Origin of the sequence: Microtetraspora glauca, assembly GCF_040656155.1 — a bacterium.
GTDB classification, from domain to species: Bacteria; Actinomycetota; Actinomycetes; order Streptosporangiales; family Streptosporangiaceae; genus Microtetraspora; species Microtetraspora glauca.
Genome location: NZ_JBFALK010000027.1, coordinates 72,850 through 93,384, shown reverse-complemented (window position 1 = coordinate 93,384; position 20,535 = coordinate 72,850). Strand labels below are relative to the sequence as shown.

At 71.3% G+C, this 20,535-nt stretch carries 17 protein-coding genes; 10 read left to right on the top strand and 7 right to left on the bottom strand.

From position 1 onward, the window contains the following. Positions 1 to 7 precede the first annotated feature (7 nt). From AB0I59_RS36715 to AB0I59_RS36705, 3 genes are all read left to right on the top strand, one after another. Positions 8 to 706: an adenosylcobinamide amidohydrolase gene (locus AB0I59_RS36715; RefSeq protein WP_435831162.1), complete on the top strand. Its 699-nt coding sequence runs from the start codon at positions 8 to 10 to the stop codon at positions 704 to 706. 128 nt (positions 707 to 834) lie between these two features. Beyond that, positions 835 to 1,590 carry an ABC transporter ATP-binding protein gene (locus AB0I59_RS36710; RefSeq protein WP_358140468.1) on the top strand — a complete coding sequence of 252 codons (756 nt, stop codon included), beginning with the start codon at positions 835 to 837 and terminating at the stop codon, positions 1,588 to 1,590. Beyond that, complete coding sequence (locus AB0I59_RS36705) at positions 1,575 to 3,404, top strand: hypothetical protein (protein ID WP_061256337.1); 1,830 nt, start codon at positions 1,575 to 1,577, stop codon at positions 3,402 to 3,404. The genes AB0I59_RS36710 and AB0I59_RS36705 overlap by 16 nt, the downstream gene beginning before the upstream one ends. Here the strand turns inward: AB0I59_RS36705 and AB0I59_RS36700 are convergent. Further along, positions 3,394 to 5,142 carry a serine/threonine-protein kinase gene (locus AB0I59_RS36700; RefSeq protein WP_358140465.1) on the bottom strand — a complete coding sequence of 583 codons (1,749 nt, stop codon included), beginning with the start codon at positions 5,140 to 5,142 and terminating at the stop codon, positions 3,394 to 3,396. The two genes, AB0I59_RS36705 and AB0I59_RS36700, sit on opposite strands and share 11 nt — an antisense overlap. Then, entirely contained in the window at positions 5,139 to 6,737 is a 1,599-nt protein-coding gene (locus AB0I59_RS36695; protein WP_358140462.1) for a zinc ribbon domain-containing protein, read from the bottom strand. The genes AB0I59_RS36700 and AB0I59_RS36695 overlap by 4 nt, the downstream gene beginning before the upstream one ends. A gap of 196 nt (positions 6,738 to 6,933) precedes the next feature. Here AB0I59_RS36695 and AB0I59_RS36690 point away from each other — a divergent pair, with 196 nt between their 5' ends. Together AB0I59_RS36690 and AB0I59_RS36685 are read left to right on the top strand one after the other, a co-directional pair. Beyond that, the gene (locus AB0I59_RS36690; RefSeq protein ID WP_061256341.1) at positions 6,934 to 8,112 is read left to right on the top strand and encodes a sensor histidine kinase; all 1,179 of its coding nucleotides are present in this window, start codon (positions 6,934 to 6,936) and stop codon (positions 8,110 to 8,112) included. Further along, positions 8,109 to 8,780 (top strand): response regulator, encoded by a 672-nt coding sequence (locus tag AB0I59_RS36685; protein WP_061256343.1) that lies wholly within the window; start codon positions 8,109 to 8,111, stop codon positions 8,778 to 8,780. The genes AB0I59_RS36690 and AB0I59_RS36685 overlap by 4 nt, the downstream gene beginning before the upstream one ends. On the opposite strand, the gene AB0I59_RS36680 is transcribed toward AB0I59_RS36685, so the two are convergent. Beyond that, positions 8,723 to 9,421: a hypothetical protein gene (locus tag AB0I59_RS36680; protein WP_061256345.1), complete on the bottom strand. Its 699-nt coding sequence runs from the start codon at positions 9,419 to 9,421 to the stop codon at positions 8,723 to 8,725. The genes AB0I59_RS36685 and AB0I59_RS36680 overlap by 58 nt on opposite strands. 196 nt (positions 9,422 to 9,617) lie before the next feature. Between AB0I59_RS36680 and AB0I59_RS36675 the strand changes: the two genes are divergently transcribed. The 3 genes from AB0I59_RS36675 to AB0I59_RS36665 are packed head-to-tail and all read left to right on the top strand — an operon-like array spanning position 9,618 to position 13,592. Continuing rightward, positions 9,618 to 11,765 carry a DUF6421 family protein gene (locus AB0I59_RS36675; protein ID WP_358140458.1) on the top strand — a complete coding sequence of 716 codons (2,148 nt, stop codon included), beginning with the start codon at positions 9,618 to 9,620 and terminating at the stop codon, positions 11,763 to 11,765. Between the two features lie 44 nt (positions 11,766 to 11,809). Further along, the gene (locus AB0I59_RS36670; RefSeq protein ID WP_358140455.1) at positions 11,810 to 12,466 is read left to right on the top strand and encodes an SDR family NAD(P)-dependent oxidoreductase; all 657 of its coding nucleotides are present in this window, start codon (positions 11,810 to 11,812) and stop codon (positions 12,464 to 12,466) included. A gap of 52 nt (positions 12,467 to 12,518) precedes the next feature. Next, a complete protein-coding gene (locus AB0I59_RS36665) occupies positions 12,519 to 13,592 on the top strand; it encodes a threonine aldolase family protein (protein WP_358140452.1) in 1,074 nt (357 codons plus the stop codon). A 68-nt stretch (positions 13,593 to 13,660) separates the two neighbouring features. Here AB0I59_RS36665 and AB0I59_RS36660 read toward each other — a convergent pair whose 3' ends face one another. Next, positions 13,661 to 13,957, bottom strand: coding sequence for a DUF3467 domain-containing protein (locus AB0I59_RS36660; RefSeq protein ID WP_061256352.1), 297 nt, complete (start codon positions 13,955 to 13,957; stop codon positions 13,661 to 13,663). 155 nt (positions 13,958 to 14,112) lie between these two features. Then, the gene (locus tag AB0I59_RS36655; RefSeq protein ID WP_358140448.1) at positions 14,113 to 14,823 is read right to left on the bottom strand and encodes a DUF305 domain-containing protein; all 711 of its coding nucleotides are present in this window, start codon (positions 14,821 to 14,823) and stop codon (positions 14,113 to 14,115) included. 138 nt (positions 14,824 to 14,961) lie between these two features. Here AB0I59_RS36655 and AB0I59_RS36650 point away from each other — a divergent pair, with 138 nt between their 5' ends. After that, the gene (locus AB0I59_RS36650) at positions 14,962 to 15,711 is read left to right on the top strand and encodes a thioredoxin-like domain-containing protein (protein WP_358140445.1); all 750 of its coding nucleotides are present in this window, start codon (positions 14,962 to 14,964) and stop codon (positions 15,709 to 15,711) included. 4 nt (positions 15,712 to 15,715) lie between these two features. Here AB0I59_RS36650 and ald read toward each other — a convergent pair whose 3' ends face one another. Then, the gene (gene ald / locus AB0I59_RS36645) at positions 15,716 to 16,831 is read right to left on the bottom strand and encodes an alanine dehydrogenase (protein ID WP_358140442.1); all 1,116 of its coding nucleotides are present in this window, start codon (positions 16,829 to 16,831) and stop codon (positions 15,716 to 15,718) included. A 341-nt stretch (positions 16,832 to 17,172) separates the two neighbouring features. Here ald and AB0I59_RS36640 point away from each other — a divergent pair, with 341 nt between their 5' ends. Continuing rightward, positions 17,173 to 18,105, top strand: a complete 933-nt coding sequence (locus AB0I59_RS36640; protein WP_358140439.1) for an excalibur calcium-binding domain-containing protein — start codon at positions 17,173 to 17,175, stop codon at positions 18,103 to 18,105. An 82-nt stretch (positions 18,106 to 18,187) separates the two neighbouring features. Here the strand turns inward: AB0I59_RS36640 and AB0I59_RS36635 are convergent, their stop codons facing one another. Next, the gene (locus AB0I59_RS36635; protein WP_358140501.1) at positions 18,188 to 20,440 is read right to left on the bottom strand and encodes a molybdopterin cofactor-binding domain-containing protein; all 2,253 of its coding nucleotides are present in this window, start codon (positions 20,438 to 20,440) and stop codon (positions 18,188 to 18,190) included. Positions 20,441 to 20,535: the final 95 nt, after the last annotated feature.

The window sequence follows — 20,535 nt, the reverse complement described above, 5'->3', positions numbered from 1 at the left end:
CATGAGAATGACACTCGGATACCGGGACGAGGACGGGGCGCGGCTCGCGTCGTTGCTGTGGGAGTTCGGGCCGGGCTGGCGGATGATCTCCTCGGCGATGCTCGGCGGCGGCATCGGCCCCCGGGAGTGGGTGCTGAACGCCCAGGTGATCGCCGCGTACGTGCGGATGGACCCGCTGGACCACCTGGCCGAGCTCGGCCCGGAGGGCGCGGGCCCCGGCGTCGGCATGCTGACGGCTGCCTCCGTCGACCGGTACGTCCTGGCGTCCGACGGGGGAGTGGACGCGGTCGCCACGGTGGGGCTGCGGGTTCCGACATGGGCGGCGTCCCCCGAAGGCAGGCCCGATCCGGAACTGCGTCCCGCGCTGCTGGATCCGGTGCCCCCGGCCGTTCCCGCCCCCGGGACGATCAACATCGTGGTGGCCGTACCGGTGGCGTTCACCGACGCGGCGCTGGTCAACGCGGTCATGACCGTGACGGAGGCCAAGACCCAGGCCCTGATCGAGGCCGGGTTCCGGTGCACGGGCACGGCCTCCGACGCCGTCTGCGTCGCCGTACGGGACACCGGGGCGGGCGGTCGGCCAGGGGACGGCACGGGAGAGCTCTTCGGCGGCCCGAGATCCACGTGGGGTGCGCGGATCGCCCGAGCCGTGCACCGGGCCGTGCTCGCGGGAGCCGAGCAATGGACGGCGACACACCTCGGGTGATCGTGTCTCGGCCGGGCGGGATGTAGACGGCAGATCCATTCGGATGATGGAATTTCGTGATCCGCACCTGCATGCCTCGTACGCGGCCCGGCCACACCCCCACGCCAGCGCACCTGGAGAGAGCCTCCATGACCTCAGCGTTAGAGATCACCGGACTGTCCAAGACCTTCGGTGACAAGGTCGCGGTCGACGGCATCGACCTGGTGGTCCCCCAAGGTTCGTTCTACGGTCTGGTCGGCCAGAACGGCGCGGGCAAGACCACCACGTTGTCCATGGCCGTCGGCCTGCTGCGGCCGGACGCCGGTGGCTCCCGGATCTTCGGTGCAGACGTCTGGACCGACCCCTCCACGGCCAAGGCCCTGGTCGGCGTGTTGCCCGACGGTCTCGCGATGCCGGAACGGCTGACCGGGCGCGAGGTGCTCACCTATCTCGGGCTGCTGCGCGGCCTGCCCAGGGACGTCGTCGCCGAACGCGCCCACGAGCTGCTCGCGGTGCTGGAGCTCGACGAGGCGGAGAAGACCCTCGTGATCGAGTACTCCACGGGCATGCGCAAGAAGATCGGGCTGGCCATCGCCCTGCTGCACGCCCCGCGGCTGCTCGTGCTCGACGAGCCCTTCGAGGCCGTCGATCCCGTCTCGGCGGCCACGATCAAGACGATCCTGCGGGGCTTCGTGGCGGGGGGCGGCTCCATCGTCCTGTCCAGCCACGTCATGGCCCTGGTCGAGCAGCTCTGCGACCACGTCGCCGTGATCGACAAGGGCAGGGTCGCCGTGGCGGGGCCGCTGGAGGAGGTCAGGGGCGGCCAATCCCTGGAGGACACCTTCGTCGGTCTCGTCGGAGCGTCCGACCTCGGGGCGAAGGAGCTGTCGTGGCTGTCGCGCTGACCATGGTCGCGATGAAGGTGGCCATCCTCCGGAACTCGATGACCGGCCAGAAGGGCAGCCTCATCGCGACCGGCGGCGGGCTCGGGCTGATCCTGGTGGCCGGGACCGTCGCCGCCGCGGTCCTCAACGGCGACCTGCTCGCCGCGGCGTACGCGATCTGGATGCTCGGATGGATCTTCGGCCCGGTCTTCGCCGGGGGCGGCGACGAGACGCTCCGCCCCGAGTACTTCACCCTCATCGGCCTCCCGCCGCGCCGCCTGGCGACCGGCCTGCTGGTGTCGGCCTTCGTCGGCGTCGCGCCCGCGATCAGCCTGCTCGCCCTGACCGGGCTCGTGGTCGTCGGCGTACGGCAGAGCCCGCTGGCGGCCCTGGTCGCGCTGCCCGCCATGGCCCTGCAACTGGCGATCTTCGTCCTGCTGTCCCGGGTCGCGGTGGCCGTCCTGGGCATCGCCCTGCGCTCGCGCGTGGGCGCGATCAGCGCCGGCTTGATCAACGGCGTGATCCTGGCCGCGCTCGGCCAGGGCTGGATCCTGGCGGTGGCACTCGGCCAGGCGGGCGGGCTCCCCGCGGGGGTGTCGGCGACGGTCCGCTACCTCCCATCCGGCTGGGGGCTGGTCGCGGTCGAGGCGGCGGGCGCTGGTGACTGGGGGCACACGGCCCTCGCGGTCGGCGCGATGGCGGTGCTGGTCGTGCTGCTGCTGGCCGCCTGGGCGGCGCTGCTCACCCGGCGCGCGGGCGCCACCAGACCGTCGACCCGAGGCCGGCGGCCGATGAGGGCCTCGACCGTGTCGGGCGCCGTGCTGGCCAAGGAACTGCGCACCTGGTCGCGGGACCTGGTGCGGACCCACCAGCTGACCTTCGCCCTCGCCTACGGCGTCTTCTTCACCGCGGCCCCGCTCGCCCTCGGGTGGAACGGCATGCTGCCCCTGGCCGGGCCGATCTTCATCGTCATGGCCGCCGCCATGTCGGCCAACGTGTACGGCATCGACGGCACCGCGTTGTGGCTCACGCTGATGTGCCCGGACGCGGCCGACGTGCGGGGCAGGCAGCGGGCCTGGCTGCTGACCGTGGGGCCTGTGGCGGTGACCCTGACCCTGGCCTTCACCTCCGTGACCGGAGGGCCGTGGCCGCTGGTGCTGGCGCTCACGCCGGCCCTGCTCGGCGGCGGCGCCGGGATCGTGGTCCTGATGTCGGTGTACGGGCTCATCCCCGGCACCGATCCGCATCGGCGCGGCGGCAACCCGCTGCGCTTCACCGAGGACGACGGCGCCATGACCGGCCAGGCGTACGCCGTACTGGCCCTGGTGGCGCTCACCGGGGCGCCCGCGGGGGTGGTGGCGGCGTTGTCCGGCTGGCCGGGCGTGGCCGTGGGCGTGGTGACCGGCGTCCTGTGCTTCTGGTTGTTCGGGCTGCTCGCCCAGCGGCGGCTGCACAGCCACGGGCCCGAACTGCTCCACATGATGCGCACGGGCAAGCGGCCCCCCGCCGCACCGGGGAGCCGGTGGGGCCGGGTGAGGTTCGAGGACCTCCCGCGCCGCGAGCGGATCGTCTCGGTCGTCTGCTGGTCGACCGGAGCCATCCCGCTGTTCCCCCAGGGCATCGTGGCCGGCGCCTTCAAGATCAACGCAACTTCGGAGCGGAGCTGGTTCCTCGCGCTCTATCTGCCCGAGGCGCTCCAGTGGCCGGTGATCGTCTTCATGGTCCTGCTCGGCCTCTCGATGTACGGCCTGGGCCTGTGGCTGCCCTACCGTCACCGAGACCGTCACCGCGCCGGCACGGCCTCGCGCGGTGACGTCCAGGGGCTCACGGAGTGAACTGCACGGTGTTGACCATGTGGTCGATCAGGCCCTGGTCGCACTTCGCGCAGAAGAACGTGATCAGCACCGACGACTCCCCGGTCTCCTGCCGTACGACGTAGGCGGAGAAGTCGAGCCGGCCGCCCTGCTGGGGGTCGCCCGCCACGCCCGTCAGCTTCACGGCGGGCCGCGCGCCCACCGTGACCGCCATGGGAGCGCCGGTGAAGGCGACGTTCCCTGGTAGCGCGGACTGCAGACTCTGCTGGAGTTCCACCGGTGAGTCCGACGTGCTCAGTGCGTTGTTGACCTGGGCGAAGATCCCCGAGGCGCGTTCCGGCTGCCCGCTGATGATCGGGTTGACCGTGGACCAGTCGGTGTTGCCCGGGATGGCGAACAGCGCGTTGAATTCGTCGGTCGCGGGCGTGGCGATCATCCACTGGTCGCCGTTGGTCTTCGCGGTCCCCCAGGTCGCCGGGTAGGCGATGGTGAAGGGCGCCGCGACGGAGCCGGGATAGGTGTTCCAGCTCGCCGCGGTGTCCCCGCCCCGGGTGAGGATCAGCGCGGCGGCCACCACGATCGAGACCAGTACGGCACAGCCGCCGATCAGCGGCCCCAGCGGCAGCCGGCGGCCCCGCTTCGCCGGGGCGGTGGCCGCGCCGTCGTCCGGTGATCCGGGGGGATACGACGTGGGAGGACGGGAGACGGCAGGCTGGGAGACGGGAGGCCGGGAGGTGGACGGGTGTGACACGGGAGGGTAGGACGTCGGCGCCGACGACCCCGGCGGGTAGGACGAGTGGCTGGACGAGGGACCGGACGCGAAGGCGGGCCGCCCGTGCGCCGGGCTCGCCCCCGCCTCGTCCCCGTCGCCGCCATGAACGCCGCCATGAACGCCGCCCTGAACGCCGCCGGAACCGCTGATCGCGTCGCGCAGGGCCGAGACGAACGCCTGGCACGTCGGGTAGCGCTCCTCCGGCGACTTCGCCAGGGCCCGCGCCGTCACCTGGTTGACCGCGTGCGGCAGGTCCGGGCGGTACGGCGTGAGCGGGGGCGGCTCGTGCGAGACGTGCGCGTACAGCAGGGCGAGCTCCGTGTCCCGCTGGAACGGCGGGAGCCCGGTGAGCGCCTCGTACGCCACGCAGGCGAAGGCGTACAGGTCGCTGCGCCCGTCCACGGGCAGGCCGCGTATCTGCTCGGGGGCGACGTACCGCGGCGTGCCCATGAAGTGCCCGTGGCTGGTCAGTCCCGCCTCGGCGGACGAGCTCTTGGTCAGCCCGAAGTCGGTGAGGTAGACGTGGTCGTCGTCCGCCACCAGGATGTTGGCCGGTTTCACGTCGCGGTGGACCAGCCCGTTGGCGTGCGCGGAGTCGAGCGCCGAGGCGATCTGCGCGAACAGCCGGTTCGCGCGCGCCACCGGCATCGGTCCCGCCGACTGCACGAGCCTGCGCATGTCGCTGCCCTCGACGTACCGCATGGCGATGAACAGCAGCTCGTCCTTCTCGCCCGCCTCGTAGATCGGGATGATGTTGGGGTGGTCGATGCTCGCGACCAGCCGTGACTCCCGGACGAACCGCTCGCGGAACCTGTGGTCGTGGGCGAGTTGCGGCGCCAGGATCTTCAGGGCGACGGCGCGCCCGAGCCGCCGGTCCCTGGCGCGGTAGACGGTGGCCATCCCGCCGCGGCCGACGACCGCCTCGATCGTGTAGTCGCCCAGCGTGCGGCCGACCAGCCCGGCCGGTGTCGAGGGTCCTTCGGTCATCGCGAGTCCGCCGGATGCCCGCAGAACCCGCAGAACCGGTGGCCCTGCCCGAGCCGCATCCCGCACTGCGTGCAGAACTTGAGCTGCGCCTGTCCGCGCGGCGGTGACGGGTCGCCCGGAGGCCGTACGTCCAACGGCCGGACCTCGACCGGCCGCGCGTCCTGCGCTCTCTCCGGGACCTCCGGAGTGCCGGGAGCGGGCGTCGCGGCCACCGGCACGTCGAACGAGGGCGCGTCGAACGGATGGGCCTCGAACACCTGGGTCCTGGCGGGCGGCCAGGACGAGACCGGCACGGCGTCCTGACGTGCCGCCTCCTGATGGCCGTCCTCGTGCCGTCCGGGCTCCCACGAGCCGTCCGGAGCGGGCGCGGGCTGCCCGGCGCCGGACCGCCTGCGGCGCAGCAGGGCGGGCATGGCCACCGCCGCGATCACGATGACGACCACGGCGCCGCCGCCCACCCAGAGCAGCGGTGACACCCCGGACGACCGCTTCTCCGCGGGCCCGGCCGACGGCGACGGCCGGTTGCCGGTGTCCTCGGCGGTCCCGGCCTTGGACCTGGCGACCTTGAGGTGGTCGAGCGCGACCGCGTGGTCCGGCCGCAGGTTGAGCACCTGGAGCAGCACGGGGACCGCTCCGGCGTAGAGCTTGTTGTGATAGGACGCCAGCGCGCTCTCGTACACGACGTCGACCGGGCCGCGGCGGGGCGTGACCCCGGCGGCGACCAGCGAGGTGCGGATCTCCTCGACCGGTGTGATCGTCAGAGGAGTGCTGGAGTCCCCGGCCAGCAGTCCCACGACCTCGCTCTTGTTGTCGTCGATGAGCGCTCCGCCCGAGGCCCCGTCCTTGAGCAGCTTGGCGAGCTTGTCCCGGTCCTCCTGCTTGAACGTGCGGGTTCCGGGCGGGTCGAGGTGGGCGGTCTCCGCCTTGGCGGGCTGCTTCGCCGACGGGCGGCCGGCGAAGGAGATCACGTCGAGGGCGACCACGGACTGGCCGAGCGAGACGCCCATGGGGACGGTGGGGAGGGTCTGCTTCTCACCGCCCTTGGTGACCTTCAGCACCGCGGGGGCGGCGGGGGAGGTGCCGGTTGTCAGGATCTGCGCGGGCAGCCCGTCCGGCAACGGGGGGTCGAGATAGGGGAAGACGGTCACGTTCGTGGTAACGGTCGCGATGCACGTCGAGTTCGGACCCTGGGGCGGGTAGCAGGCCTGTAACCGCCGGTTCAGGTCGGCGTCGTCGAGGGAGTGCCGGGAGAAGTCCGCCGGGATCTTGACCTTGAAGTATTCGGCGAAGACCTTGTTCGCGGCGTAGACCCTGGGGTCGCGGCTCGACTGCACCACGCCGGTCGCGGTCACGACCACTCCGTCCGGGGTGACCGTGAACCCGCTGCCGTCGGCCAGGTCGGTGTCGTACTCCCGGACGATCTGCTGGATGACGCTGCGGTCGTCGAGCAACGTGATCGAGACGTGCGAGGTGGACTCGACGCGTACGGCGCCGGGGGTGACCCGGTCCGTGGAGCCGCTGGGATGGGGGTGCAACGGCAGTGAGAGCATGCCGAGGGCGCCCAGCCCCGCAATGAGGGAGTGCAGGGAGGGCATTTCCGCCTCCTATGACCCGGTGGGAACAGTCCAAGGGTCCCAGTGCGGAGAGTGATGTTCAAGGGTCCGCACAGTGACCGACATTCAGTTGATACCGGTGCTCGATCGCGCGGTCACTTGTAAATGACTTGGCAACGAATTGGAGACGTGGTCAGGCCCGTATGCCCGACAAGGGGGGCATATTAGTGTGCCCCGTATGCCCTCCCTCATCCGGCATCTACGTACGCTTCCCCTGGTCGATCTCCTGATCGGCGTCGCGGTGATCGTTCTCGGCACCGTCGAGGCGCTGACGGTCGCGACGTCGTACGGCGCGGCGGAGAACCCGGAGTTCTGGTGGATGCTCCAGGCGATCGTCACCGGTGTGCTGGTCGTCTACCGCCGTAGGTTCCCCGTGGCGGTCTTCATCCTGATGCTGCTCGCGCAGTACGCGTGGCACCGGCAGGGGAACGAAGAGTGTCCGGTCTGGCAGCTCGCCTCGCTCCTCATCGTCTTCCACACGCTCGGCGCGAAGCTGCCGCCGAAGCCGGGGGCGTCCTGGGCGATCGTGGGCATCCTCGTCTTCGACTCGGGCGCCGTGGACCACCGGACGCTCCCCCTGGAGGAGGTCATCTTCCTGACGGTCATCTTCGGCTCCGCGTACCTGACCGGGCTGGCCCTGCGTGGCTACCAGATGCGCGCGCAGCGGATGGCCGAGCGGGCGGCCCACCTGGAGCTGGAGCGCGAGCGCCGGGCCGCCGAGGCGGTCGCCGCCGAGCGCACCCGGATCGCCAGGGAACTGCACGACGTCGTCGCCCACAGCGTGAGCATGATGGTCATGCGGGCCGGGGTGCTGCGCCGCAGCCTCGGGGGCGACAACGAGATCCTCTCCGGCATCGAGCAGACCGGCAGGGAGGCCGTCGAGGAGCTGCGCATCATGCTCGGGGCGCTCAGGATGCCGCAGGACGAGGCGCTGCCCCAGCCGGGCCTGGACATGGTGGACAGCCTCGTCTCCACCGTCGGCTGGTCGGGGCCGCGCATCGGCCTCACCGTCGAGGGCGACCCGGTACGGCTGCCGCCCGGTCTCGACCTGTCGGCCTACCGGATCGTCCAGGAGGCGCTGACCAACGCGGTGAAGTACGCGGGAGAAGCCGAGGTCACGATCACGATCGCCTATCGCGAGGACGTCGTGGAGCTGGACATCGTCGATAATGGCACGACCGGCCAGACTGCGGCCGGGACCGGGCTGTCCACCGGTAACGGCCTCATCGGCATGCGCGAGCGGGCCGAGCTGTTCGGCGGCTCGCTCGAGGCGGGCCCTACGGCCGAGGGCGGTTTCCGGGTCCACGCCAGGCTTCCCATCTCCCAAGGGATCTCCATGAGCGAGCGTGCGCGATGAGCGCCGAACCCCCGATCCGCGTCGTTCTCGCGGACGACCAGGCCATGATCCGCGCCGGGCTGCGGATGGTCGTCGAGAGCGAGCCCGGCATGGAGGTCGTGGGCGAGGCCGCCGACGGAGTCGAGGCGGTGGCCATCGCGCGGCGGTTCCAGCCGGACGTCGTTCTCATGGACATCTCGATGCCGCGCCTGGACGGCCTGACCGCGGCCAGGCAGCTGCTCGACACGCCCCGGCCCCCGAAGATCATCATGTTGACGACCTTCGACACCGACGAGAACCTGTACGCCGCGCTCCGCGCGGGGACGAGCGGGTTCCTGCTCAAGGTGTCGCCGCCGGAGCAGCTCGTCGAGGCCATCAGGGTCGTCGCCGGAGGCGACGGGCTGCTGGACCCGGCCGTGACCACCCGGGTGATCGCCTCCTTCGCCGGGCGGCACGAGCCGGTCCGCCCACCGCAGCTCGCCGAACTGACGCCGCGCGAGCTGGAGGTGCTGCGGATGCTCGCCCGCGGCCTCACCAACGCCGAGATCGCCGGGGAGCTCTTCGTCGGCGAGGCCACGGTCAAGACCCACGTGGCCCGCGTGCTCATGAAGCTGAACCTCCGCGACCGCGCTCAGGCGGTCGTGTTCGCGTACGAGTCGGGCGTGGTGACCCCGGGGGCGGCGGGGTAGTAGGCCGCCCACGCGTCGTCGCCCATGCGCAGCACCTTCAGGCCGACCGCGCCGAGAGCGACGACGGGCAGCGCCCAGAAGGGGATCGTGAGCGGGCCGTACGGCACGGGGAACGACGCGATGTAGCCGATCGCGACCGTGAGCGGCACCCACCAGTGGACCGCCCCGGCCCGCCACACGGCGGTCAGCAGCAGGGGCAGGGAGACGAGGCCGACCATCGCCGGGAGCACGAAGGCGAAGGTCTGGTGCGGCAGGTCCATCATCTCGTTCAGGATGCGCTGTGCCTCCTCCGGCGGGTAGTGCTGTCCGAGCCACCACTCGACCGGGTCGGTCATCAGCAGCGATGACAGGTTGATGTAGCCGAGGACGGTTATCACGCCGGCGATGTTGCCGAACACCACGGCGCGGCGGCGTACGAAGTGGAGCAGGCCGACGGCCATGACGGCCATCAGCAGCCAGCTCCAGTGATAGAGCGCGGATTCGAGCTGGGCGAGGGCGGGGTTGGCGCCGTAGCTGACCGCCTCGCGGTCGTCGCCCCAGGTGCCGGGGTCGACGATCACCGCGATGAGCTGCAGCAGCGGGGCGAGGATCAGCAGGGTGCCGGTGGCGACGCGCCTGAACCGGGTCGAGTTCTTGAGCATGGACGTTCCTCACGATGACGCGCGTGCGATCGCGTTCCGATCGCGTTTCGATCGCAGCGGGACGTTAGGTCTCCGTCCCGCCGGCGTACGTCCATCGGCGGGGTGATTCACGGTCCACCGCTCGGGTGACTTGTGGTCACAGGTGTCGGTATGTGTATATTTTCCTGCAGATAGGTCCTGATTCGGGAGATATTTCATGACGACGTTCCCCTCGATCCTGTTCGACGAGGCACACAGCGAGGCATGGACCATCCGCCGTGAGGTCGCGGAGGCCATGAATCCGGCGCATCCCGACGACAACAGCTACGCCAGAGCCGCGGCGACGCTGCGGGAGCTGGGCCACGCGGTGACCGCCCACACCGGGGGGCCGATCACGCCCTCGCTGCTGAGCGCCCACGACGTCTTCGTCGTCGCGCACCCGTCGGGCGAGCTGTGGGAGCGGACCACCGGACTGGGCAGCCCCGTCTTCCCCGCCGAGGAGCTGGACGCGATCGAGGCGTACGTCGCCGACGGCGGCGGGCTGGTCGTGCTGGCCGAGTGCGAGCAGGAGAAGTACGGCAGCAACCTCGCCGACCTTCTGGCCCGCTTCGGTGTCGGCATCGAGCACGTCACCGTCCAGGACCCCGCGAACTGCCACAACAAGGTCGCCACGTGGGTCCTCGGCACTCCGCTGACCGGCCCCGTGCCGGCCGCCGCTCCCGCGAAGAGCGACGAACCCGCGCAGGATCTGCTCGCGGGCGTCCGGCGGGCCTGCTTCTACCGTTCCGGCACGCTGGTCCCGCCGCCCGGCGCGACGGTGCTGTTCGAGACGTCGGCCACCGCGGATCCCGCCCGCCGCCCGCTCGCCCTGGCCGTACGGCACGGCAGGGGACGGGTGGTCGTGCTGGCCGACTCCGACCTCTTCGGGGACGACTCGATCGGCGAGTTCGACCACGAGCGCCTCTGGGGGAACCTCGTCACCTGGGTGGCCAGGGACCCCGCCGTGACCGCCCACGCCGCACGGTCGGCGGAGGGCTCCAGCCAGGAGGCCGGCCAGAACTCCGCCGAGAACTACGCCGAGGTGTTCGCCGGGCTCAAGGCGGCCGTCGAGGAGCTGCGCGGCCTGCAGGCCAAGGACGGGTCCGTGGTGGGCGACCGTGACCGGGCCGTCGCGCTCGTCGGCGACATCGTGGACCACGTCGTACGGCTCATGCCGCGCTTCCCGCACGACCGCGTGTACCTGGAGGCGGTCGTCGCCGACTTCCGCACGTGGGTGGCCGACGGGCTCGGCGTGCCCGACTTCCTCGACTCCCTGGAGGCGTTCCACCCCGACACCCAGCGTGTGGACGGGCTGGAGCACCTCGTCGTCTTCCCGATGTACACCCAGAACGGCAACCTCGACCGCAACATCGAGGCCGTCTGGATCCGCACCGTCTGGCCCGAGTGGCTGGCCGAGCTGGAGCGCGGCGGCTACGACAACCCGATGTTCGTCCCGATCGCGTTCGAGGACTTCACCTCGGGCTACGACACCAACTCGGCCGTGCTGTTCCCCGAGACCGTCGCCGTCAGGCGCACTCCGCCCGCGTTCACCTGGGGCGGCATCTTCTGCGACCGCGAGGCGGCCAGGTTCCGCGTGGTGAGCCGGGCCGCGGCGGCCACGCTGAAACTGGCCCTGCCGCCGGACGCGGCCCGGCTGCTCGCCTCCCAGCAGCTCGCCCAGGACACGTTCGTGCTGTGGGACCTCGTCCACGACCGCACCCACAGCCACGGCGACCTCCCGTTCGACCCCTTCATGATCAAGCAGCGGATGCCGTACTGGCTGTACTCGCTGGAGGAGCTGCGCTGCGACCTGACCGCGTTCGGCGAGGCGGTGAAGCTGGAGGCGGACGGCGTTCCGCAGGCCAGATACGTCCAGTACGCGATCCTGTTCGACCGGCTGTTCCGCTTCCCGATCACCGGTGACCGGGTGCGCAACTACGACGGGCTCGGCGGGCAGCTGCTGTTCGCCTACCTGCACAGGAACGACATCGTCCGGTGGACGGACAACCGGCTCACGATCGACTGGGACCGGGTCGCCGGCGGCGTCGCCGACCTGCGCGGCGAGGTCGAGAAGCTCTACCGCGACGGCATCGACCGGGCCAAGCTCGCCCACTGGCTCGCCGCGCACCAGCTGGTGGCCGCCTATGTCGAGCCGCACCCCGCCTCGGTGTGGCACAAGGGAGTGGACGCGCTGCCGGTCGAGGGCTTCCCGAAGGCCGTCGTGGATGCCGTCCTCCCGGACGAGTTCCCCCTGAGCATGTTCTACGAGGCCCTGCGTCGTAAGCTCGCCGATGTCGTCGAGTCCACCAGGGGTATCCGGGCGTGAGCCGGTCCACCCGTACGAGCCGTACGCGAGAGAGTGAGTGAGCGATGAGCAGAGTGATCCTGGTCGCCGGCGCGGCCGGTCCGGCCGGGCAGGCCGTCGTCCGCCGGTTCGAGGAACTCGGTGACACCGTGATCGGCGTCGACCGCACGGGCGCCGACGGGTGCCTTCCGATCGACCTCCTCGACGAGCAGGCCGTACGCGATCTGGCGAAGCGGATCGGCGACGAGCACGGGCGGGTGGACGGCATCGTCCACCTCGTCGGAGGCTGGCGCGGGTCGAAGACCTTCGCCGAGACCTCCCTCGACGACTGGAACCTGCTGCACGACCTGCTCGTCCGCACGCTCCAGCATGTCTCGCTCGCGTTCGAGCCGCTGCTGCGCGCCAGCGACGACGGCCGGTTCGCGATCGTCTCGGCCAAGGCGGCACAGGCGCCCACCCAGGGCAACGCGGCGTACGCGACGGCGAAGGCGGCGGCGGAGGCGTGGACGCTCGCGCTCGCCGACGCCCTGAAGGGCACGGCGTCGGCGGCGACGATCCTGGTGGTGATGGCCCTGGTCACCGAGGCCATGCGGGCGGCCAACCCGGATCGGCCGTACAAGGGGTACACCGACGTCGCTACCCTGGCGAAGGCCGTTTCGGACCTGTGGGAGCGTCGCCCAGAGGACGTCAACGGGCAGCGGATCGACCTCACGGCCGTCTGAGTACGCCGTCTGAGTACGCCTGAGGAAATGTGAGAGGACAGGGGGAGCTTTCGTGACCACGGATGCCGTTCGGCGGCACGATCCCGAGATCAAGACGTTCGCGAGCGACAACTACGCGGGCGTGCATCCCGAGATCCTGGAGGCCATCGCTCTCGCCAACGGCGGTCACCAGGTCTCCTACGGCGACGACGTCTACACGGAGGCGACGCGGGAGATCTTCCGCGGGCACTTCGGCGAGCAGGCGGACGTGTGGCCGGTCTTCAACGGCACCGCGGCCAACGTCATCTCGCTGCGCTCGATGTGCTCCCCCTGGGAGGCCGTGGTGTGCGCGGAGACCGCGCACATCAACACCGACGAGGGCGGCGCGCCCGAGGTCACCGGCGGGCTGAAGCTGCTTCCCGTGCCGACCCCGGACGGCAAGCTCACGCCCGAGCTGATCGACCGCCAGGCGTGGGGGTTCGGCGACGTGCACCGGGCGCAGCCGCGGGTGGTCTCGATCTCCAACACCACCGAGCTGGGCACGCTCTACACGCCCGGCGAGATCAAGGCGATCTGCGACCACGCCCACGAGCTCGGCATGCTGGTCCACCTGGACGGCTCGCGCGTCACCAACGCGGCGGCCGCCCTGGACGTGCCGCTGCGCGCGATCACGACCGACGCCGGCGTGGACGTGCTCTCGTTCGGCGGCACCAAGATCGGCCTGCTGCTGGGAGAGGCCGTGGTCGCGCTCAACCCCACCGCCGTCGCCGGCCTGCCGTACCTCCGGAAGACGAGCATGCAGCTCGCCTCCAAGATGAGGTTCGTCTCGGTCCAGTTCGAGGCGCTCCTCGGCGGCGACCTGTGGCTGCGCAGCGCCCGCCAGGCCAACGCGATGGCGGCCCGGTTGGCGCACGCGGTCCGGGACATCCCCGGCGTGGAGGTTCCGCGGCCGGTCGAGGCGAACGCGGTGTTCGCGATCCTGCCCGCCGACGCGGCCGACCGGCTGCGCAAGCGCTTCCGGTTCTACAACTGGAACGAGCAGATCGGCGGCGGCCGGGTCGAGGTCCGCTGGATGTGCGCCTTCGACACGACGGAGGCGGACGTCGACGCCTTCGCGGCCACTCTCGCCGCCGAGATGCACGCCTGAGCGTGTCCCGACACCCGGGCCGCTCGTGAGAGATCCGGAGACCGGCCACAAGCTCTGCGCCCGCAGGCTCAGAGCTTGTGGCCGGTCTCTTTCTCGAAGGCCGTGAGCTGCTGTTCGAGCGCCTTCATCAGTTCGAAGACCTGGGCCGGTGGAAGCCGGATCCGGCTGACGATCCGCGTCGGCACGCTGACGTACGGCGTGCCCGACTGCGGGTCGTCCGCGAGAGCCGGTGGCCGGGTGATCACCGCGAAATCCAGGATGAACCCGTCACGGGTATGCCAGACCGAGGCGAAGTTGGCGTACTGCCCCGCTTCGACCTCGGCCGAGATGCTCACCTCGAGGCGGCTCTCCGGCTCTTCAATCAATGTTCGACTCTCCTCCGGACACTTCCCCTCATGTTGCCCTGGCGAGCGCGATTCCGCGCGTTATGACACGACTCGATTCCCAGAGGTCGATTCATCGCGTACCGGCGGACGATCGAGGGTGACTGAGGGTGACTGAGGGTGACTGAGGGGGCGGCTCAGGGAGTCAGGATCGACGGGAGCGGCTGCGCGCCGCGCGCGCGGAGGAAGTCCTTCATCAGCGTGATCTCGGCGGTCTGGCCGTCGACGATGTGCTGGGCCAGTTCCCGGACCTCGGTGCGGTCCGACAGCCGCACGACGCCCCTGGCCATGTCCACGCCGCCCTCGTGGTGACGGATCATGAGCTGGAGGAAGAGGATCTCCGCGTCCCGCCCCTTGGCCGCGCGCAACCGGTCCATCTCCTCGGGCGAGGCCATCCCCGGCATCGCGCCCTGCGCCCCGCTCACGGCCGCGCTCTGGGCCGTGGCGCCATGGCCGTGGCCCGCCATCCACGCCATCGGCGGGCGGTCCGACGCCTGGTCGAGGCCCCACTGCTGGAGCCAGCCCATGAAAATTCCACGCTGGGTGGACTGCGTGGTGATGATGTCGTAGGCCAGGTTCCTGATCGGGCCGTCCGTGCTCACGTCCCGAACGGCGAAGGCCATCTCGACCGCCTGCGCGTGGTGGGTGGACATGTCCCTGGCGAATCCGGCCTCCGGGGACGTGTCGCCCGGGGCCCCCGACCCGCCCATCAGCAGCAGGAGCGCGGCCGCCGCCGCCACGAGGGCGATCAGCACCACCAGGAAGGCGTTCCTGCGGGGCCGCGCCGCCATGCCGGCCGCGGGATCGGCGGCCGGTTCCGCGGCAGGGGGAACGGTCTCGGTGCTCATCGCTCCACAGGCTACTCGGCGCGACGGGGCGGCGCGGCCTCATGATCGGGGCGTCGCGCGGGGCGGCGACCGCTCCGGCCAACCCACTATTCTCCATACGCAATGCGGGGAGTTTGGTGACCAGTCGCTGGAGGACCGATGAGCAAGGAAAAGGCGCAGGCGCGGCGCGAGCACCTCGCCCGCATGCGTGCGGAGCAGAAGCGCAAGGAGCGGCGCTCCGCGCTGCTGATGTGGGGGATCGGCGGTCTCGTCGTCATCGTGCTCGTCGGCCTCGTCGGGTTCTACGTCATCAACGACCAGGCGCAGAAGTCGCTGACCGGTGTGAAGACCTTCGCCTACAAGGGGTCGGAGCACACCTGGGAGAAGGTCGCCTACACCGAGGCCCCGCCGGCCGGAGGCCCGCACAACTACTACTGGCAGAACTGCGGCATCTACGATCAGCCGATCCACAACGAGCACGGCGTGCACTCCCTTGAGCACGGCGCCGTGTGGATCACCTATCGGCCCGGCCTGCCGCAGGGCGACGTGGACACGCTCAAGTCCCTCGCGTCGAGCGACTTCATGCTCCTCAGCCCGTACGAGGGGCTGAAGAGCGACGTCGTGGTGAGCTCGTGGAACCACCAGCTCGCCCTCAACGGTGCCGACGACCCCCGCCTCCCGGCGTACATCAAGAAGTACAAGCAGAACCCGACCTACACCCCCGAGTTCGGTGCCGCCTGTGACCGGGGCATCGGCACCACGTCGGCCCAGCAGGCGCTCCCGGCGCCCGACCCCTCGGTCGGCCCGGCCACCGAGCCGTCCGCCGCGCCGTCCACCATGCCGTCCGCCGCGCCGTCCACCATGCCGTCCACCGAGCCGTCCGCCGCTCCGAGCCCGGCCGCTTCCTGAACCGTCACGCGAGCGCCTGCTCCAGGGGCACCGCCTCCAGCCCGTGCGCCTCGGCCACGGGCCGGCTGGTCAGGTGCCCCTCGTGGGCGTTGAGCCCCTTGGCGAGCGCGGGATCGGCCATCAGCGCGTCACGCCAGCCGAGGTCCGCGATCGCCAGCGCGTACGGCACCGTCGCGTTGGTCAGGGCGAACGTCGAGGTGTGCGGCACCGCGCCCGGCATGTTGGTGACGCAGTAGAACACCGAGTCGTGCACGCGGTAGACGGGGTTCGCGTGCGTCGTCGGCCGTGAGTCCTCGAAGCAGCCGCCCTGGTCGATCGAGATGTCGACCAGGACGGAACCGCTCTTCATCCTGGAGACCAGGTCGTTGGTGACCAGCGTGGGCGCCTTGGCCCCCGGCACCAGCACCGCGCCGATCACCAGGTCCGCGTCCAGCACCGCCCGCTCGATCTCGTACGCGTTGGACGCCACGGTCTGGCAGTGCCCCTGGTAGATGACGTCGGCCTGGCGGAGCCGGTCGATGTCGAGGTCCAGCAGGAGCACCTCGGCCTGCATTCCGAGGGCGATCACCGCGGCGTTCATGCCGGAGACGCCCGCGCCGATCACCACCACCTTGGCCGCGTAGACGCCGGAGACGCCGCCCATCAGCACCCCGCGTCCTCCGCCCTGCCGCATCAGGTGGTACGCGCCGACCTGGGGGGCGAGCCGGCCCGCGACCTCGGACATGGGGGCGAGCAGCGGCAGCGCCCCCGTCGCCGTCTGGACGGTCTCGTACGCGATGGCGGTGACGCCCGAGTTCAGCACGGCCCGGGTGCACGGCTCCGACGCGGCCAGATGCAGGTAGGTGAAGAGGACCTGCCCCTTGCGCATCCAGTGGTACTCCTGGGGGACCGGCTCCTTGACCTTGAGTACGAGCTCGGCGCGGGACCAGACCTCCTCGCCCGACTCCAGGATCTCCGCGCCCGCCCCGATGAAGTCGTCGTCGGTGATGGCGGATCCGACACCGGCCCCCCTTTCGACGAGGACCTCGTGGCCGTGCCGTACCAGCTCGTGGGCGCCGGCGGGGGTGAGGGCGACACGGTATTCGTGGCTCTTGATCTCGCGCGGAACTCCGACCTTCATGCCTTCACTGTCCGTGCCGTGGAACCGTAGCGGCAGGTCACCCGACGCAACCGATTGCATATCGTTCGTCACAAATTGTGGTGAATGTGTATTCGTGAAATATCGCTGATCATCCGATTACCTCGCCATGGCATAGCTCGATAGGCTCTGCGACGATGTCAGGGATCGAGGTCGGGATGCAGAACACGCCGGTTCCAGGTGACCAGGGGCCCGATCACAGGCCGGACGGTCCGCAAGCCCCGTCGGGAGCCCCCTCAGCGGCCCCATCGCCGGCTCCGCCGGCGCCAGGGCCAGGTGCCGCACCGGGCTCCGCTCCGGCCGGCACGCCGGGCTCGCCGGGTATGCCGGGTACGGCCCAGCAGGGTCCCGCGCAGGCGACCCGCGGGACCACGATCGTCCTCGCCGTCGCCCTCGTTCTCGTCGTCGTCATGACCGGTGTGCTCGGCGCGGTCGCCGTCCTGATGACCCGCAACCAGGACACGCCCCCGCTGTCCCGTACGGCGCCGCGCACCCTGCAGACGTCGATCCACTTCGCGCCGGTCACCGGGGTCCGCCAGGGGCCGTGCACGGGGACCGACGCGGTGCCCGACGACGCGGGGACCACCTGTTACCAGCTCGATCCGGGGGTCACGGTCACCACCGTCCAGAAGATCGAGCCGGTGGCGGAGCAGAACGGCACGTACTCCATCCGCGTGGTGCTCTCGCCCGCCACCCGCGAGCAGGTCGCCGAGCTGACCCGGGAGACGGTGAAGCAGCAGCTCGCCATCGTCGTGGGGGAGAAGGTGGTCGCCGCGCCGCGCGTCGCCCAGGAGATCACCCAGGACAGCCTCAGCATCGCGGGTTTCACGAAGGCCGACGCGGACGCCCTGATCGCCCGTCTCCTCGGCAGCGGCGCGGGAGACACCGGCACGGGCACCACCGGTGACACCGGCGGCGCGGGAGACACGACCGGGGGCACCGGCGACACGACCGGCGGCACCGGGGGGCCGAACCCGCAGCAGTCCACAGCCGGGACCCAACCGCCCGCCCCCACCGGAGCCGCCACGGGCGCCGACACCGGCACCACGACGGGCAACACGACCGGCGACACCACCGGGGCGACGCAGGCCCATGTCACCCAGGGCGGCCAGTCGAGGGAGCCCGGACGCTACGCGACCTGCAAGGAGGCCCGTGCGGCCGGCTACGGGCCGTACACCAAGGGCGTCCACAAGGAGTACGCCTGGTACGTCGACGCCAACAACGACGGCGTCGCCTGCAACTCGCCCGACCTCTGACCTCCTTCGTGGGGCGCGGCCCGGGAGCTCACCACCGCGCCGAGGACGGCCGGATCGGACGAAACGGTCCAGATGCCGCCGATCAGCTCGCGCGGCCGAACGCGATGTCGTCGGGGCGGATCGGGACGCGGGGCAGCTCGAGCCCCGTCGCCGCCCGTACGGCCGCCGCCACCGCGGGCGTGGACGACAGCGTGGGCGGCTCCCCGGCCCCGCGCAGGCCGTACGGCGCGTGGGGGTCGGGGTTCTCCAGGATCGACAGCCGCATCGGCGGCATGTCCAGGATGGTCGGGATCAGGTAGTCGGTGAACGACGGGTTCGTCACCTTTCCATCGCGCACCTGGATCTCCTCCATCAGGGCGAGGCCGAGACCCTGCGCCGAGCCGCCGTGGATCTGGCCCTCCAGGGCGAGCGGGTTCAGGATCCGCCCGACGTCCTGCACGGCGGCGAGTTCGACGACCTTGACCAGACCGAGGTCCACGTCCACGTCCACGACCGCCCGGTGGACGCACAGCGCGAGCTGGGTGTGCGAGTCGCCCTGACCGGTGACCGGGTCCATGGGGAACGTCGGCCGGTGGCGGTACTCCCGCGTCTCCTCGACGGGCCCGAACCGGTCGAGCAACTCCTCAAGGGAGAACCCGGGGTTGGCGGCGCCGAGCTCGTCCAGGCGTTCCCGTACGGCCGCGCACGCGGTCTTGACCGCGCCGCCGGTGACGTAGGACTGGCGGGACGCGGACGACGAGCCCGCGGAGCCGACGGAGGTGTCCGCGGGGGCCACGGTGACCCGGTCGACGCCGAGCTCGGTGCGCGCGATCTGCGCCTGGACCGCGACGAGGCCCTGCCCCACCTCGGCCGCCGCCGTGTGCACGAGCACGTGCGGCTCGCCGCCGAGGAGCTCGATCCGGACCCGGGCGGTCGAGTAGTCGTCGAAGCCCTCAGAGAAGCAGATGTTCTTGATGCCGACGCCGTACCCGACGCCGCGCCGTACGCCCTCGCCGTGGGTGGTCTGGGCGACGCCGCCCGGCAACGACCGCAGGTCCGCGGGCCCGGGGAGCGGCCCGGGGAGCGGCCCGGGAAGTGGCCCGGGAAGTGGCATCGCCTCCAGCTCGCGGAGCATGGAGGCGAGCGGCGCCGGGGTGTCGATGAGCTGACCGGTGGCCAGTCGCGACCCCTGCGCGACGGCGTTGCGCACCCGGATCTCGACGGGGGACAGGCCGCAGGCCTCCGCGAGCCGGTCCATCTGCGACTCGTAGGCGTAGCACGCCTGGACCGCGCCGAAGCCGCGCATGGCGCCGCACGGCGGGTTGTTGGTGTACGTGCCGTACGCGTCGATCGACACGTTCGCCACCTCGTACGGCCCGACGCCGAGGGAGGCGGCGTTGCCGACGACGGCGGGCGAGGACGAGCAGTAGGCGCCGCCGTCGAGCAGGATCTCGGCCCGGACGTAGACGAGCCTCCCGTCGGCGGTCGCTCCGTGCTCGTAGCGCATCCACGCGGGATGCCGGTGGACGTGCCCGAAGAACGACTCCTCACGGCCATAGACGATCTTCACGGGGCGGCCGGTGCGCAGGGCCAGCATCGACGCGTGGATCTGCATCGACAGGTCCTCGCGGGCGCCGAAGGCGCCGCCGACGCCCGCCAGCGTGAGCCGTACCTTCTCCTTCGGCAGGCCGAGGCACGGCGCGACCTGGTCCTGGTCCACGTGCAGCCACTGGGTGGCGACGAAGAGGTCCACGCCGCCGTCGTCCGCCGGTACGGCGAGGCCGGACTCGGGGCCGAGGAACGCCTGGTCCTGCATGCCGACCTCGTACTCGCCGGTGACGACCACCTCGGCCCCGGCTCCGTCGCTCGTGCGGGCCTCCGGCCCGGCCGATCCCACCCTCACCGGCTGGTGCCGCACGATGTTGCCTCCGGGGTGCACCGGGGGACAGGACGGGTCGAAGGCCGCCCGGCGGGGATCCACGACGGCCTCGCGGACCTCGTACTCGACGACGACGGCGGCGGCCGCCCTGCGAGCCGTCTCGGGGTGGTCGGCCGCCACGACGGCCACCGGCTCGCCCTGGTAGCGCACCTGGTCCACGGCCAGCACCGGCTGGTCCTTGTGCTCCAGGCCGTAGAACTTCTCGCCGGGCACGTCCTCGTGGGTCAGTACCGCGAACACGCCCGGCATGGCGAGGGCCGGCCCGACGTCGATCGAGCGGATCCACGCCGACGGGTGCGGGCTGCGCAGTGTCGCGCCCCACAGCATGCCGTCCAGCCACAGGTCGGAGGCGTAGGCGAACTCGCCGGTCACCTTCAGCGTTCCGTCGGGGCGTGGGGCGCTCGCGCCGACGCCCATGCTGGTGCGGGTCTCGGTCTGCAACGGTCGCTCCCCACTTCCGGCCTGCCTTCACGCCGCCGCCGACCTGGCCGTACCCGCCGGGCCCGGGGCGT